Genomic DNA, 14048 nt, shown 5'->3' with positions numbered 1-14048 from the left:
CAGCCCGCAGGAAGTTCGCAAGCGGCCCGCGGGAACCCCGCACGAAGCCGACCCCGTCCCGCCCATGACACGCGCCACGCATTCCACGCCGAGCGACCTCGCCATGACGCTGCATGACCAGATCTGCGCGAGATTCCGCGCGTTGATCACGGATGGCGGCATGGCGCCGGGGTCGCGCGCGCCCTCGTTGCGAAGCTTGGCGGTGGAGCTCGGCGTGGCACGGGGAACCGTGGTCGCCGCGTATGACCGGCTGATCGGCGAGGGCTACCTCAGCGCGCGTGGCACGGCGGGCACCTTCGTCGCGGCGCGCCCGCCGGAAACGAGGGCGGCGCCCCCGGGCCCGACGTCGCGGCAGGCGGCCGTCCCGGACGCAGAGCCCTTGTCCGGCGACGGCACGACGCCCCTGCCCTTGCAACTGGGCCTGCCGGCGCTCGATGCGTTCCCGCGCAAGGTCTGGGCCCGGCTCATCTCGCATCACGCGCGCAAGATGGACAGCCTGATGAAGCCGCATCCGTTCGGGCTGCCGCGGCTGCGCGAGGCCCTGGCGGTTTATCTGCACCGGTCGCGCGGCGTCGAGGCGCAGGCGCGGCAGGTCTTCGTCGTGCCGGGGTATGAGGCCGGCCTCGCACTGGCCTCGAGCGCACTGCTGGCGCGCGAAGACGCCGCGGTCGTCGAGGATCCCGGCTATCCGCCGACCGCCCACGTCCTGCGACGCCAGGGCCTGGTCCCCGTGCCGGTCCCTGTGGATGACGCGGGGCTCGATGTCGAGGCCCTGAAGGCGACGGCCAACGGCGCGCGCCTGGCCGTGGTGACCCCGTCGCATCAGAGTCCCCTGGGCGTGGCCCTGAGCCTGCAGCGGCGGCGGGCGCTGCTGGACTGGGCGACCGCGGCCGGCGCCTGGATCTTCGAGGACGACTACGACGGCGAGTACCGCTATCACGGCCCTCCGCTGCCTGCGCTCAAGAGCCTCGACCGGCAGGAGCGCGTCGTGTACGGCGGCACGCTCAGCAAGGTGCTCTATCCCGGTCTGCGCCTGGCGTATCTGGTGGTCCCGCCGTCGTTGGTGGACGGCTTCGAACGGGCGGCACGCGACGCGCTGAGCGGCGGATGTCCGACGCTGATGCAGGAGGTCGTCGCGGATTTCATCGAGCAGGGCCACTTCGCCCGCCACATCAAGCGGATGCGCGCGCTCTACGCCCACCGTCGCGGATGGCTGCTCGACGCGCTCAAGCCCTATGCGGCGCACGGCCTGTCCTGCGCGAACCCGCAGGGCGGCATGCACCTCACGATCATGCTGCCGCCGGACTCGGATGACGTGCGCCTGGCCCAGGCGGCGCGACGGGCCGGGGTGGCGGTGCACGCGCTCTCCGACTGGCGCCGTCGACAGGACGGGCCGCCCGGGCTGCTGGCCAGCTTCACCAATGTCGAGTCGCCGGACGCGGCCGTCGAGGCCGTGGCGCGGCTGGCCGCGGCGCTCGGACTGCGACCGCGGCCGGCGACGCGCACGATGCCGCCGATGCCGAGCGCCTCCGCGAAGGTCCGCGAGCGTCCGTGACCGTCTTCACGCCGAGGCGCGAAGTAGGGCAACGCCTGACACCTGGAGTGGCGGGAACGGCGCAGACATCGGGGCCGGACGGTGCCACCATGGGTCAAGGACGCCGCCATGAAAATCCTCCTCGCCGACCCCTCCCCCGCCTTCCGCAAGATGCTCTATGAGCGCCTTCGGGAAGTGCCGACCGCGACCGTCGTGGCGCAGGCCTCCGACGAGGATCAGGCGGTCTTCCTGGCGGCGCTCTGCGCGCCCGACCTGGTGCTGACGGAGCTGGACCTCGGACGCGGCTGCGGCCTGTCGCTCATGGAGCGGCTGCGCGCCGCGGGGTACGAAGGCATCGCCTACATGGTCACCTCGGCCGACGAGGCCGAGTACGGTCCGCGTTGCGTGGAAGCGGGCATCACCGGCTTCTACGACAAGACCTACGACATGGAGCGCCTGCTGCAGGCGATGACGGTGCTGGCGCAGGCACCGGTCACCTTCGGCCAGTCCCGCATCCGGGCCAGCGCCGTCTGAGTCCACCGCCGCCCCCTTCTCTCAGGGGCGGAAACGAGCAGGACCACTTATTTGAGTGACTACTGTATGCGCATACAGTATCATTGAGCCATCCAACTCCCGGAGTATTGGCATGCTGCTCGACCTCAACAACGCGGCTTCGATCGTGGAATGGTGGTGCATCTTCCCTGAGCGCCATGGTCCCCTGCTGGCCGACTGGGAGCGCCGCCGGCCCGAGCATGCGGCGGAGATCAGCCGCGCACGGCGGCTGATCAAGGCGGATCCCGCGCGTCGCGCCCTGCTCGCCCGGGCGCAGGCGGACGAACATCGCGCAAGACCTGCCCCCGAGTACCGGCCGTCGTTCGACGAAGTCGCCGCCGGGGAGCTGCGCGACGAGGACAGCGTCAGCGCCATCGCGGCCTGAGCCCGCCGCGCCGCGGAGTACCCGTCCCCGCTCAAGTCATCGCTTCAGGTCGCCGCTTCAGGTCGCCGCCTCAGTGGCCGCTTCACTCGCCACGGCCGGCGCCGGTGTCCGCGACCGGCAGCACCGGCAGCTCGGTGCGCTTCAGCAGCGCGATCGCTTCCTCGAACGAGAACACCGTGTCATGCGGCCGGTCCGGTGCGATCTGGTCCACGGAGGTCCTGTTCGCCGAGAACATCGAGATCACGCGGGCCTGCGGCCATCGTGCGAGCCTCTCGTTGAGCGCCTGGGCGTCTCCTTCGACCGCGCCGTCCGCGGCGGCGGCCACGACGAGCACCGCCTGCACCGCCGCCACGTCCAGCCCGGCCGCCATGCCCGCCACGTCCGCCAGCTCCTGGACGGTGACGTGCCGTGCGTCGAGTTGATCCCCGCGCAGGATCCGCACGAGCAGCTCCGCCGACAGGTGAGCCTCCCGGTCGTCCATGCTGATGCAGATCAGCGCCGCGCCGGCGCCCGCCGCGGGCCTGCCCGCCGAGCCCGCCTCGATGCTCAGCCGGTCCTGGCGCAGCTGCAGTCCCAGATCGCCGCCGAACAGCATCGACCGTGTCCATCGGCGCTTGGGCGCGTGCGGCAGACGCGTCAGCTCACCGAGCACATGCAGGATGACGCGTTGCGCGGCGGACCGTTGCTGCTGCGTGATCAGGTTGCGGGCCAGATCGTCCCGGCCGAGATTGAGCGCGGGCAGCACCACCTTGTCGCAGTAGGTCGCCAGCGATTTCCGCTTCAGGAATGCGCGGGCGTCGGCCAGGATCTCCACCGCGTCGCCGCTCAGGCTGCGTTGATAGAAGCGTTGCGCCAGGCTCAACGCAGGGGTATCGCCCAGGAGGATGTCCAGGAAGGCCAAGGCAGGCACATGCCGGCCCGCCACGACGAGACAGAGCGTCAGCGGCGTGGACAGCAGCAGGCCGACCGGCCCCCACAGCGCGCTCCAGAAGATGGCGGCGACGACCACGGACAACGGGGAAAGTCCCGTCGCATGCCCGTACAGCCTCGGCTCCAGCACATGGGCCACCACCAGCTCGACCGCCAGGAACACCAGCGCGGTCGCCCAGGCGAGGTCCCACCCGGGTGACACGCCCGCGGCCACGGCGCAGGCCCCCAACGCCGCGGCGGGGAATCCGACGTAGGGGATGAACCGCAGCACGCCCGCCAGCACCGCCCAGATCACGGCGTGCGGCATGCCGAGCACCGCGAGCAGGACGCCGATCACGACGGCCACGCCGAGGTTGACCGTGAACTGCGAGATGAAATAACGCGACAGCCGCTGGCCCGCGTCGTTCACCGCGCTGGTCGCCGCGCGGATGTCCGATCCGCCGAGCAGGCGGATCAGCCGGTCGCGCAGCACGTCCTGCTCCAGCAGGGAAAAGATCAGCACGAGGATCACGATGCCCACCGTGGCGGCGGGCCCCCAGACGGCGGCGGCCAGTCGCCGCAGCGCGTCCGCGCCGCGGTCGGGCGGCTCCGTCGGCGCCGTCGTCTGGCGCAGGACCGGCTCCTCCGGGTCGACGCCCCCCGCGGCTCCGGCGGTCTGCGACGCGGACGACCGGAAGTTCCCCATCATCCGGCCGGCCCGGCCATGCGCTTCCTCCAGCTGATCGACGGTGAGCTTGCGCAGCGTGGTCAGCTTCTCCTGCAGGTTGGCCTCGTAGGCCGGCAGCTCGCGGGACATGGCGCTCAGCTGGCCCAGGAGGGCCGCACCGACCACCCCCACGAAGCAGCCGGCCAGCAGCAAGGCCGAGAGGGCGGCGGCGGTCTGTCCCAGGCCGAGGCGTCGGAACCGCCGCACGAAGGGCGCCAGGACGAAGGCCAGCGTCCCCGCCAGCGTCATCGGCACCAGCACCTCCCGGCCCAGGTAGAGCAGGCCCAGGACGGACACGCCGATGAGGAATTTGCCGGCCAGGGGCGACGAAGGGGCTGCTTGGGTCATGCAGGGGATTTTGCGACCACCATCCGCAGTCCCGGATCCTCCGGCTGCGCGGTCAGCGTCCACCCATGCGCCTCGGCGATCTCCTGGCAGATGGCCAGGCCCAGCCCGGCCCCATGATCGCGGCGATGCACGCCGCGCCAGAAGCGCGCGAACATCCGGTCCAGCTGGTGCGGGGCCACGCCCGGCCCGCGATCGCGGACGCTCAGCCGGTCCGCCTCGATCTCGACGCTGATCCGGCTGCCCGCCGGCGCGTGCTGGATGGCGTTCTCGAGCAGATTCTTGAGCAGCGTGAACAGCGCGCCGCGATCGGCGGCCCACAGGACCGGCTCATGCGGCGCCGGCGGCTGCCGTGGCGCCAGCGCCTGCGGGTCCCGCGGGTCCCGCGGCTCGTGCCGCACCTCGAGCTCGACCCCTCGCGCCGACGACATGCGGGTCAGGTACTCGACCGCCTCGCGCGCGGCCGCGCCGACATCGGTCGGCGCGAAGGTGTAGTTCTGCGTCTCGCTCGCCTCGGCGAGCAGCAGCAACTGCTGCACCTGCCGCGTCATGTGCTCGACGTCCTGCAGCAGCATGTCCGGTCCCTTGCCGGCGGCCATGAACTCGACCTGCGCGCGGATCAGCGCCAGCGGCGTCTTCAGCTCGTGCGCCGCCGTGGCGAGGAACTCCTGCTGCACGCGGTAGCCGCGCTCCAGGCTGTCCAGCGCGCGGTTGAAGCTCTCGACCAGCGGGACGATCTCCGTCGGCACGCGGTCGATCTGCAGCCGGCCATGCACCGAGCGCGGCGAGATCGCCGCCGCCGAGGCCGAGACCTCGTGCAGCGGCTTGAGCACGCGCCGCAGCGTCAGGTAGGCGCACACGCCGAAGACCAGCAGCAGCGTGGTGGCGAACAGCCCCATGCCCTTGCTCATGAACGGCATCGCGAACTCGACGTGGAAGAGCTCGAAGAGCCGCGCGCTGCCGGCCTGCTGGAAGTACCAGGCGCGGCCCTGGTGGCGCACCACCTCCGTGGCGCCGCGCATCGGCTGGCCGCCGTAGTCGAACGAGAAGTTGCCCTGCGCCAGCCGGCGCGCGCCCGGGCCGCTCGCGGCCCAGAAGGCCTCCGACTCCGGCGACGCGAGCACGACCCGGCCCGACGCGTCCAGCAGCCGGTAGGCCAGGTCGCCTTTGAGCTTGACGTACATCCAGTCGTAGCGGCGCGCGTCCTCGTTGAAGCCGACCGGCGTGCCGGTCGCGTCGAACACGAGCTTCTCCGAGAGTTCCTCGGCGAACTCGGAGATGTCCTCGTCGAAGTAGAGCGTGCCGCGCCAGCGCGTCACGCCGTCGAAGAGGAGCACCAGCGCCGCCACCGTCAGCACGACGCCGGCGAGGTAGGCCACCAGCACCTTCACGGTGAGGCTGTTCATCCAACCGCGTGTCACGTCGGGCGGTCTCCTGTCGGCGCGTGGTGTCCCCGAGGCATCAGAAGCGGTACTGGTAGCCGACGAAGACGCGATTCTCCGTCGAACGGTCGACCAGCGGGCTGTCCTTGATGGCGCTGCCCAGGCCCGTGACGCTGAGGTCCAGCAGCATCGCATGGTGCCGGTTGAACAGGTACATGGTGCGCAGCCCCACCTCGACGTTGGTCGTCGACTTGCCCTGGTAGAACGCACGGTCCGCGCGGACCTCGCTCGCGCGGACGCCGTAGTAGTAGTCGACGTACTTCTTGTCGACCCAGTTGGCGCCCAGGCGCGGCGTCAGCATCACCTGTCCGCCCAGGCGCCAGGTCTTCTCCAGCGTCACCGCGAACTTCTGGCCCTTGCTGTGGCCGGAGGCGTCGGCGGTCCACTCGCCGCCCAGATCGAAGAGGTCGGTCTTCCACTCGGCCTTCGCGCCGACCCACACGCCGCCCTTGCGCTCGGCCATGCCGTTGAGGATGGGGGCGTCGTCCTGCTCGTAGCCGCCCAGGTCCAGCCTGGCGACCAGGCCGAAGTCGACGCGCTGCGACGGGTTGATGTTCCAGCTCGGCAGCTTGCCCGTGACACCCAGCCCGGCCACCTTCACCCAGCGGTTCTCGTAGCTGAGCATCGGCAGCACCTTGGTCTCGCGGTCGTAGCCGGTGTAGGCCTTCTGGGAACTCACGGCGCCGATGCCCAGGCCCCAGGACGATTCACCGTCCTTGCCGCCGGGGCCACCGGGGCCGTCCGCCCCTGCCGCGAACGCGGACAACGGCGCCGACACGCACAGGACGGCTGCGGAGGAGAGGACGGCGCGGGCGAGCGCCCGGGGTGCCTGCGGAAGGAATCGTGTCTGCGGTGCCATGAGAAGTTCCCGGAAGGGGGCGGTGATTGGAGACCGCATCCTCGGTGCCGCCGTCTTACTGACTCCTTACCGTACACCGACTGTTCACCGACTGTTTCCCTCCGGCGCGGGCAGGCAAGGACTGGCCCCGCCCGCGGCCGGCGGTAAGGAGCCGGAAAGACGTCCGACGGGACAGTCGCGGCCCAGGCGCCGTCGCGCCCCCTCCTCCTCATGAGCCGGCCACCTCGGAGGCTGTCGCTCCTGGGCTCGCCGCTCCCCTCACTTCCGACCTGCTCCGCGATGATGACCCCTTCCCTCAAGCTCACGCTCGGCGTCGCGGGCGCGGCCCTGCTCTGCGCCGCCCTGCTCGTCAAGTTCGTCAGTCCGTCCTCGGCGGCGGACCGGCCCGCCGCCGTGCGCGGCGAGACCCCCGCGCTCGCGGTCGCCGCCGCGCGCCTGCGCCCCGCCACGCTGCCGATCCGGCTGTCCGCCAACGGCAACGTGAGCGCTTGGCAGGAGGCGCTGATCGGCTCGGAGGCCAACGGCCTGCGCCTGACCGCAGTGACCGTGAACGTCGGCGACGAGGTCCGACGCGGCCAGGTGCTGGCAACCTTCTCCGCCGACACGGTGAACGCCGAGCTCGCGCAGCGCCGCGCCGAGGTCGCGCAGGCGGAGGTGGCCCTCGCTGAGGCGGCCGCCAACGCGCAGCGCGCGCAGGCGCTGCGGGAGAGCGGCGCGATGTCGACGCAGCAGATCCAGCAGTACGAGGCCGCCGCGCGCTCGGCGCAGGCGCGGCTCGACGCGACCCGCGCCGTCGAGCGGAGCCAGTCGCTGCGCCTGACGCACACCCGGGTGCTCGCGCCCGACGACGGCATCATCTCCGCGCGAGCGGCGACGGTCGGTTCGGTGGTGCCGGCGGGCCAGGAGCTGTTCCGCATGATCCGCGGCGGCCGCGTGGAGTGGCGCGCGGAGATCGCCGCCCCCGACCTCGTCCAGGTCCGGCCGGGGCAACGGGTCCGCGTCACTCTGGTCAACGGCGACGCGGTCGAGGGCCGCGTGCGCATGATCGCGCCCTCGGTCGACACGCTGACGCGCAACGGCCTGGTGTACGTCGACCTGCCGCGCCACCACGCGGCGCGCGCCGGCACCTACGCGCACGGCGATTTCGAGCTCGGCAGCAGCGCCGCGATGGTGCTGCCGCGCGGCGCCGTGCAGTTGCGAGACGGCCGGCATCAGGTGATGCGGATCGGCGCCCGCGACCGCGTCGCGCAGGCGCGCGTGCGCGTCGGCCGGCAGACCGCGGACCTGGTCGAGATCCTGGAGGGGCTGGCGCCGGCCGACCGCGTCGTGGCCTCCGGCGGCGCCTTCCTGGGCGACAACGACCTGGTCCGCATCGTCGAGGCCGCGCGATGAGCCTCAACGTCTCCTCGTGGTCCATCCGCCATCCGTCGCCCGCGATCCTGCTCTTCGTGCTGCTGACGGCGCTGGGGCTGATGGCCTTCTCCGCGCTGTCCGTCCAGAACTTCCCCGACATCGACGTGCCGCGCGTCTCCGTCTCCGCCTCGCTGCCCGGCGCCTCTCCGTCGCAGATGGAGACGGAGGTCGCGCGCAAGATCGAGAACTCGCTGGCGACGGTCCAGGGCGTCAAGCACCTCCAGACGACGCTGACCGACGGCGCGGCGGAGATCGCCGTCGAGTTCCGGCTGGAGAAGCCCACCGACCAGGCGATCGACGACGTCCGCGACGCGGTCGCGCGGGTGCGCGCCGATCTGCCCGCGGACCTGCGCGATCCGGTCGTCAGGAAGGTCGAGATCGTCGGTTCGGCGATCCTGACCTTCACCGTCGCGGCGCCGCAGCTGGATGCCGAGGCACTGTCCTGGATCGTCGACAACGAGGTCAGCCGCGCTTTGCTCGCCGTGCCCGGCGTCGGCGCGGTGAACCGCGTCGGCGGCCTGGAGCGCGAGGTGCGGGTGGCGCTCGATCCGCAGCGCCTGCTCGCGCTGAACACGACCGCGGCCGAGATCTCGCGCCAGCTGCGCGAGATGCAGCAGGAGGCGTCGGGCGGGCGCGTCGACCTCGGCGGCGTCGAGCAGTCGGTGCGCACGATCGCCACGGTGCGGACGGCCGAGGACATCGCCGCGATCGAGCTGTCGCTGACCGACGGCCGGCGCCTGCGCATCGGCCAGGTCGCGACGGTGACCGACACGGCCTCGGAGGCCCGCGCCGCCGCGCTGCTGGACGGCTCGCCCGTCGTCGGCTTCGAGATCGTGCGCGCGCGCGGCTTCGGGGAACTGGACGTGGCCGAGGGCGTGCGGCGCGCCGTCGCCGGCCTGCAGGCGCGCCGGCCCGACCTGCGCTTCGTCGAGGCGGTCGATTTCACCGGCGAGATCATCGAGAACTACGAGGGATCGATGCGGCTGCTGCTCGAGGGCGCGGCGCTCGCGGTGCTGGTGGTGTTCCTGTTCCTGAGGGACTGGCGCGCGACCTTCGTCGCGGCGGTGGCGCTGCCGCTGTCGGTGATCCCGACCTTCGCGCTGATGCAGGGGATGGGCTTCACGCTCAACACGGTGACGCTGCTGTCGCTGTCGCTGGTGGTGGGCGTGCTGGTCGACGACGCGATCGTCGAGATCGAGAACATCGAGCGCCACCTGCTGATGGGCAAGACGCCGTACCAGGCGGCGATGGAGGCGGCCGACGAGATCGGCCTGGCGGTGATCGCCACCACCTTCACGCTGGTCGCGGTCTTCCTGCCGACGGCCTTCATGAGCGGCACCGTGGGCAAGTTCTTCGTCCAGTTCGGCTGGACGGCGGCGGGCGCGGTGCTGTTCTCGCTGCTGGTCGCGCGGCTGCTGACGCCGATGATGGCGGCCTACCTGCTGCGCGCCTTCAAGCACACGCACAAGCCGGAGCCCGGCTGGATCCGCGTCTACCTGGCGGCGGCGCGCTGGTGCCTGCGTCATCGCGCGGTCACTGCCGTGGCGGCGGCGGTGTTCTTCGCCGGGGGCATCGGACTGGCCGCCCTGCTGCCGACGACCTTCATCCCGCCCGACGACGGCGCCCGGACGCAGGTCACGCTGACGATGCCGCCCGGCGGCAAGCTGCCGGCCACGGTGGCGATGGCCGAGCGCGCCCGCACGCTGCTGAGCGCGTATCGCCATGTGCACTCGGTGTTCACGGTGATCGGGGTCGCGGGCTCGGGCGGCAGCGGGCCGGGCGACGATGACGGAGGCGCGGCCAACGTGCGCACCGCGGTCCTGACCCTGCAGCTGACGCCCCGCGCGGACCGCGAGGACGGCCTCAACCAGCAGCAGATCGAGGCGGCGCTGCGCGAGCGCCTGTCGACGCTGCCGGGCGTGCGCGTGAAGGTCGGCCAGGGCGGGTCCGGGGCGAGCTACCAGCTGACGCTGGCCGGCGACGACGCCGAGACGCTCGAGCGCCATGCCGCGCAGGTCGAGCGCGAACTGCGCACCCTGCCCGGCCTGGGCGCGGTGAGTTCCACCGCCAGCGTCGCGCGGCCGGAGCTGCGGGTGCGGCCGGACTTCGCGCGGGCGGGCGACCTCGGCGTGACCTCGGCCGCCATCGCCGAGACCTTGCGGGTCGCGACGACGGGTGACTACGCGCAGTCGCTCGCCAAGCTCAACCTGAGCGAGCGCCAGGTGCCGGTGATGATGCGGCTCAGCGACGCCGCGCGCGAGGACCTCGACACGATCCGACGCCTGCCGGTGCCCGGCGCTCGCGGACCGGTCCCGCTCGAGCACGTGGCCGCGCTGGACTTCGGCAGCGGACCGTCGGAGATCCGGCGCCAGGATCGCCAGCGCACGGTCACGCTCGACGTGGAGGCCAACGGACGCCCGCTCGGCGACATCGAGCGCGAGGTGCTGGCGCTGCCGGCGCTGAAGCAGCTGCCGCGCGGCGTCACGCTGGGCGCGCTCGGCGAGGCCGAGGACATGGAAGAGATGGCGTCCGGCTTCGGCATGGCGATGCTGACCGGCGTGCTGTGCATCTACATGGTGCTGGCGCTGCTGCTCAACAACTTCGTCCAGCCGCTGACCATCCTGGTCGCGCTGGTGCTGTCGGTGCCCGGGGCGATGCTGGCGCTGTTCCTGGCCGGCTCGACCCTGTCGATGCCCTCGATGATCGGGCTGATCATGCTGATGGGCGTGGCGACGAAGAACTCGATCCTGCTGGTCGACTACATCGTGATCGCGCGGCGCGACCACGGCATGGACCGCCAGGAGGCCATCCTCGACGCGTGCCGCAAGCGCGCCCGGCCCATCGTCATGACCACGATCGCGATGGGCGCCGGCATGCTGCCGGTGGCGATGGGTTACGTCGGCGATCCCGGCTTCCGCGTGCCGATGGCCATCGTCGTCATCGGCGGGCTGATCACCTCCACCGTCCTCAGCCTGCTCGTCATCCCGGTGGTGTACAAGGCCGTCGACGATGCGCTCACCTGGGTCCGGCGACCCCGATAAGACCCCGATAAAGACCTCCATGAACTTCAGCATCCTCGGCCTGCTGGCCGTGACGGCGTACTTCGCCGCCTGCATCGCCTACGTCTACCGCTGGCGCGGCCAGCGCCGCTATGACAGCTTCACCCAATACCTGCGCAAGAGCTGGCCCGTGTTCGCGCCGCTCAACTGCCTGATGTACATGACGACGCGGGCCCACGCCCGCCAGCCGGTGATCGAGGCCGGCTACCTCCGCAACATCCAGCTGCTGCGCGACCACTGGCAGGTGATGCGCGACGAGGCGCTGGCGCTGGAGGCGGCCGGTGCCTTCGAGGCCGCGAAGGCGGAGGGATCCGCGGGCTACTACGACGTCGGATTCCGCACCTTCTACAAGCGCGGCTGGAGCAAGTTCTACCTGACGTGGTACGGCACGACGCATCGCTCGGCGCAGCGGCTGTGCCCCCGCACGACGGCCTTGCTGGCGCAGGTGCCGCAGATCCGCGGGGCGATGTTCTCGATCCTGCCCGCGGGTGCCGAGCTGTCGCTGCACGCCGATCCGATGGCCTGCTCGCTGCGTTACCACCTCGGACTGCAGACGCCGAACGACCCGGCCTGCCGCATCCAGGTGGATGCCGTGGACTGCACCTGGACCGACGGCCGGGACTTCATCTTCGACGAGACCTATCCCCACACCGCGCACAACGGGACCGACCGGCCGCGGCTGATCCTGATGTGCGACGTGGACCGTCCGATGAATGCGCTGGGCCGGCTCATCCACGCGGCCTATCGCGTCATCGCGAGCGGCACCGTGGTGCCCAACACGGCCGAGGACCGCCGAGGCCTGTACAGCGCGCTCTTCGCGCGCCTGGCGCCGCTGCGCGAGCGCTCGATGAAGATGAAGGCCGAACGCCGCCGCACCTACAAGACCTTGAAGTTCGTCCTGAACTCCAGCCTGCTCAGCGCGATGATGGGGATGATCTTCGCGGTGCTGCAGGTGCTGGAGGCGATCACGGCTTGAGCAGCCCGACGACCGTCACTGCTGTCCTTGCCAGCAAACGGCAAAGGGTGGCCGGCCGGCGATCTTCTTACTCCCTCTCCCGCTCCGCCGCATCGGGCTTCGCGGCTTCCGGTTTTGGCGCGTCACTCTCGACGCGTGGTGCCCCCGACCGATCCGCCTCCCGCTGCGCGCGTCGCTGGAGATAGGCATCGCGCACGAACAGATATTTGTCCAGCGCCACCTCGTCGACCATCTTCGTCACGTCGAGCAGGTTGGCGCGCTTGTCGACCATGCTGACGATGGTGACGGCGTTGCGCGCGCCGGCGTCGTCCAGTTGCCCGGTCAGGTTGCCGAAGCTGTTGACGGGGATCGATGCGGTGCTGCGCAGGTCGGACGGCCCGAACAGCGGCAGCACCACGTAGGCCCCACCGCCGACGCCCCACACGCCGAGCGTGTCGCTGAAGCCGTCGCCGTGGCGCGGCATGCCCCAGCCGGTGGCGACGTCCATGAACCCCAGCAGCCCGACGGTCGAATTGGTGCCGAAGCGCGCGAAGTCCGACAGCCCGTCCTTGAACCGCCCCTGCAGCAGCAGGTTGGCGCCGGACCAGGGATCGCCCAGGTTGGAGAAGAAGTTGGTGACGCCGCTGCGCACCGGCGTAGGCACGACCGTCTTGTAGGCCGTGGCCACCGGTTTGAGCACGACCTTGTCGAGCCCCTCGTTGAGGGCGAAGGTCTTGCGGTTCACGGACTCGATGGGGTCCGGGTTCTGCGGCGTGGCGCAGCCCGAGAGCAGCACGCCGGACGCGATCAGCAGCGCCGGCAGACGTCGGGACACGGTGGAAGCGGCTGGAGATGGGGCTTGGAAGGGGACGAGGATCGACGACATGAAATGCTCCCGCTCCGGAAATGGAGCCGCGAGCATGGTCGGCGCGGTGGTCTTTCTGGAGACTTACCGAAGGCGCCCAGGAGCGCCACCGCCGATCGATTCAAAGCATCCCCGGCCGGAACATCGATCGCCGGCTGATCACGTCCCCCGACACGACGAAGGTGCCGTCGCCGGTGTAGTGCAGCGTCTCGGGATGCTTCGGCCGCGGGGCCACGTGGGCCTGCACGACCTCGAAGACGAAGAGGTCGTAGCGCTTGATCATCCGGGTGTCATGCAGCCGGCATTCGAAGCTCGCGTGGCACTCGCCGATCAGCGGCGCCTGGACCTGCGAGGCCGACTGCCTCGTCAAGCCGAAGGCCTCGAACTTGTCGACCTCGGCCCCGGTGCAGTTGCCGATGCGCACGACGGTGTCGGTCATGGCGGTGGTCGGCAGGTTGATCACGCACTCGCGACTTCGCCGGATCATCTCGTGGCTGTGGTTCGCCGACGAGATCACGCAGCCGATCAGCGACGGCGAGAACTCCATGACGAGGTGCCAGCCCATCGCCATCACGTTGTCCCGGCCGCGCCAGTGCGAGCTCACCAGCACGATCGGACCGGGCTCCAGGTAGCGGCGGACGCGCTCGACGGGGAAGTCGCGCTTCTTGATGGGAGGGGGATGGGCGGCCGTCATGCCGGGTCACGGCAGGCGGCGTTCCTTGACAGACGACCATCCAGCCGCCTCGATCCGGAGCACATCTCCGGACTGGAGCTCGATCTCGAACGCCTGGGGATCTGGCTGCCGCAGCGCGTTGATGGCGCTGGACCGTCCCCAAGGCGCCTGTCTCGGCAGGCACAAGGCGCTGATCCCGTCGAAGACCAGGATCTGCCGGTCTTCGCCGACCGGGTGCATCAGAAGCTCGCAACGACCGGTGCCGTAGTCGACCTCGATCGAAAGAAGCGTGGCGTCGTGCAGGCGGAGTTCGTCGAATCGCATCGATGC

General features: G+C 70.9%; 12 protein-coding genes. 6 read left to right on the top strand and 6 right to left on the bottom strand.

From position 1 onward, the window contains the following. The first annotated feature begins 64 nt into the window (after positions 1-64). From ACQ86G_RS19810 to ACQ86G_RS19800, 3 genes are all read left to right on the top strand, one after another. Entirely contained in the window at positions 65-1555 is a 1491-nt protein-coding gene (locus ACQ86G_RS19810; protein ID WP_431256926.1) for a PLP-dependent aminotransferase family protein, read from the top strand. Between the two features lie 108 nt (positions 1556-1663). Further along, entirely contained in the window at positions 1664-2068 is a 405-nt protein-coding gene (locus ACQ86G_RS19805) for a response regulator (protein WP_431256925.1), read from the top strand. 112 nt (positions 2069-2180) lie between these two features. Continuing rightward, a complete protein-coding gene (locus tag ACQ86G_RS19800) occupies positions 2181-2471 on the top strand; it encodes a hypothetical protein (protein WP_431256924.1) in 291 nt (96 codons plus the stop codon). 82 nt (positions 2472-2553) lie between these two features. Here ACQ86G_RS19800 and ACQ86G_RS19795 read toward each other — a convergent pair whose 3' ends face one another. From ACQ86G_RS19795 to ACQ86G_RS19785, 3 genes are read right to left on the bottom strand one after another with little or no spacing between them, the layout of a single operon-like run. Beyond that, positions 2554-4455: an AI-2E family transporter gene (locus ACQ86G_RS19795; RefSeq protein WP_431256923.1), complete on the bottom strand. Its 1902-nt coding sequence runs from the start codon at positions 4453-4455 to the stop codon at positions 2554-2556. Next, positions 4452-5858: a HAMP domain-containing sensor histidine kinase gene (locus ACQ86G_RS19790; protein ID WP_431256922.1), complete on the bottom strand. Its 1407-nt coding sequence runs from the start codon at positions 5856-5858 to the stop codon at positions 4452-4454. Before ACQ86G_RS19790 ends, ACQ86G_RS19795 begins: the two co-directional genes overlap by 4 nt. Positions 5859-5913: 55 nt before the next feature. Further along, on the bottom strand, positions 5914-6753 hold the full coding sequence (locus ACQ86G_RS19785; protein WP_431256921.1) for a MipA/OmpV family protein: 840 nt from the start codon (positions 6751-6753) through the stop codon (positions 5914-5916). Between the two features lie 279 nt (positions 6754-7032). On the opposite strand from ACQ86G_RS19785, the gene ACQ86G_RS19780 reads away from it, so the two are divergent. The 3 genes from ACQ86G_RS19780 to ACQ86G_RS19770 are packed head-to-tail and all read left to right on the top strand — an operon-like array spanning position 7033 to position 12201. Next, positions 7033-8145, top strand: a complete 1113-nt coding sequence (locus ACQ86G_RS19780; RefSeq protein ID WP_431256920.1) for an efflux RND transporter periplasmic adaptor subunit — start codon at positions 7033-7035, stop codon at positions 8143-8145. Beyond that, entirely contained in the window at positions 8142-11207 is a 3066-nt protein-coding gene (locus tag ACQ86G_RS19775) for an efflux RND transporter permease subunit (RefSeq protein WP_431256919.1), read from the top strand. Before ACQ86G_RS19780 ends, ACQ86G_RS19775 begins: the two co-directional genes overlap by 4 nt. A 19-nt stretch (positions 11208-11226) precedes the next feature. Beyond that, complete coding sequence (locus ACQ86G_RS19770; RefSeq protein ID WP_431256918.1) at positions 11227-12201, top strand: aspartyl/asparaginyl beta-hydroxylase domain-containing protein; 975 nt, start codon at positions 11227-11229, stop codon at positions 12199-12201. A gap of 67 nt (positions 12202-12268) precedes the next feature. Here the strand turns inward: ACQ86G_RS19770 and ACQ86G_RS19765 are convergent, their stop codons facing one another. The 3 genes from ACQ86G_RS19765 to ACQ86G_RS19755 all read right to left on the bottom strand — a co-directional run bounded on the left by ACQ86G_RS19765 (position 12269) and on the right by ACQ86G_RS19755 (position 14042). Beyond that, on the bottom strand, positions 12269-13015 hold the full coding sequence (locus ACQ86G_RS19765) for an MlaA family lipoprotein (RefSeq protein ID WP_431256917.1): 747 nt from the start codon (positions 13013-13015) through the stop codon (positions 12269-12271). A gap of 151 nt (positions 13016-13166) precedes the next feature. Next, positions 13167-13739, bottom strand: coding sequence for a flavin reductase family protein (locus ACQ86G_RS19760; RefSeq protein ID WP_431256916.1), 573 nt, complete (start codon positions 13737-13739; stop codon positions 13167-13169). A gap of 6 nt (positions 13740-13745) precedes the next feature. Next, positions 13746-14042: a hypothetical protein gene (locus tag ACQ86G_RS19755; RefSeq protein WP_431256915.1), complete on the bottom strand. Its 297-nt coding sequence runs from the start codon at positions 14040-14042 to the stop codon at positions 13746-13748. Positions 14043-14048: the final 6 nt, after the last annotated feature.

The sequence above is a fragment of the Roseateles chitinivorans genome (assembly GCF_050632145.1).
GTDB classification, from domain to species: domain Bacteria; phylum Pseudomonadota; class Gammaproteobacteria; order Burkholderiales; family Burkholderiaceae_C; genus Roseateles; species Roseateles chitinivorans_B.
The sequence above is the reverse complement of the archived record's forward strand: the minus strand, read 5'-3'. Positions and strand labels throughout refer to the sequence as shown.

What these genes read in the sequence shown, in the direction of transcription:
- ACQ86G_RS19810 (WP_431256926.1), top strand. Translation starts at nt 65, where the DNA reads ATGACACGCGCCACGCATTCCACGCCGAGCGACCTCGCCATGACGCTG.
- ACQ86G_RS19805 (WP_431256925.1), top strand. Translation starts at nt 1,664, where the DNA reads ATGAAAATCCTCCTCGCCGACCCCTCCCCCGCCTTCCGCAAGATGCTC.
- ACQ86G_RS19800 (WP_431256924.1), top strand. Translation starts at nt 2,181, where the DNA reads ATGCTGCTCGACCTCAACAACGCGGCTTCGATCGTGGAATGGTGGTGC.
- ACQ86G_RS19795 (WP_431256923.1), bottom strand. Translation starts at nt 4,455, where the DNA reads ATGACCCAAGCAGCCCCTTCGTCGCCCCTGGCCGGCAAATTCCTCATC.
- ACQ86G_RS19790 (WP_431256922.1), bottom strand. Translation starts at nt 5,858, where the DNA reads ATGAACAGCCTCACCGTGAAGGTGCTGGTGGCCTACCTCGCCGGCGTC.
- ACQ86G_RS19785 (WP_431256921.1), bottom strand. Translation starts at nt 6,753, where the DNA reads ATGGCACCGCAGACACGATTCCTTCCGCAGGCACCCCGGGCGCTCGCC.
- ACQ86G_RS19780 (WP_431256920.1), top strand. Translation starts at nt 7,033, where the DNA reads ATGATGACCCCTTCCCTCAAGCTCACGCTCGGCGTCGCGGGCGCGGCC.
- ACQ86G_RS19775 (WP_431256919.1), top strand. Translation starts at nt 8,142, where the DNA reads ATGAGCCTCAACGTCTCCTCGTGGTCCATCCGCCATCCGTCGCCCGCG.
- ACQ86G_RS19770 (WP_431256918.1), top strand. Translation starts at nt 11,227, where the DNA reads ATGAACTTCAGCATCCTCGGCCTGCTGGCCGTGACGGCGTACTTCGCC.
- ACQ86G_RS19760 (WP_431256916.1), bottom strand. Translation starts at nt 13,739, where the DNA reads ATGACGGCCGCCCATCCCCCTCCCATCAAGAAGCGCGACTTCCCCGTC.
- ACQ86G_RS19755 (WP_431256915.1), bottom strand. Translation starts at nt 14,042, where the DNA reads ATGCGATTCGACGAACTCCGCCTGCACGACGCCACGCTTCTTTCGATC.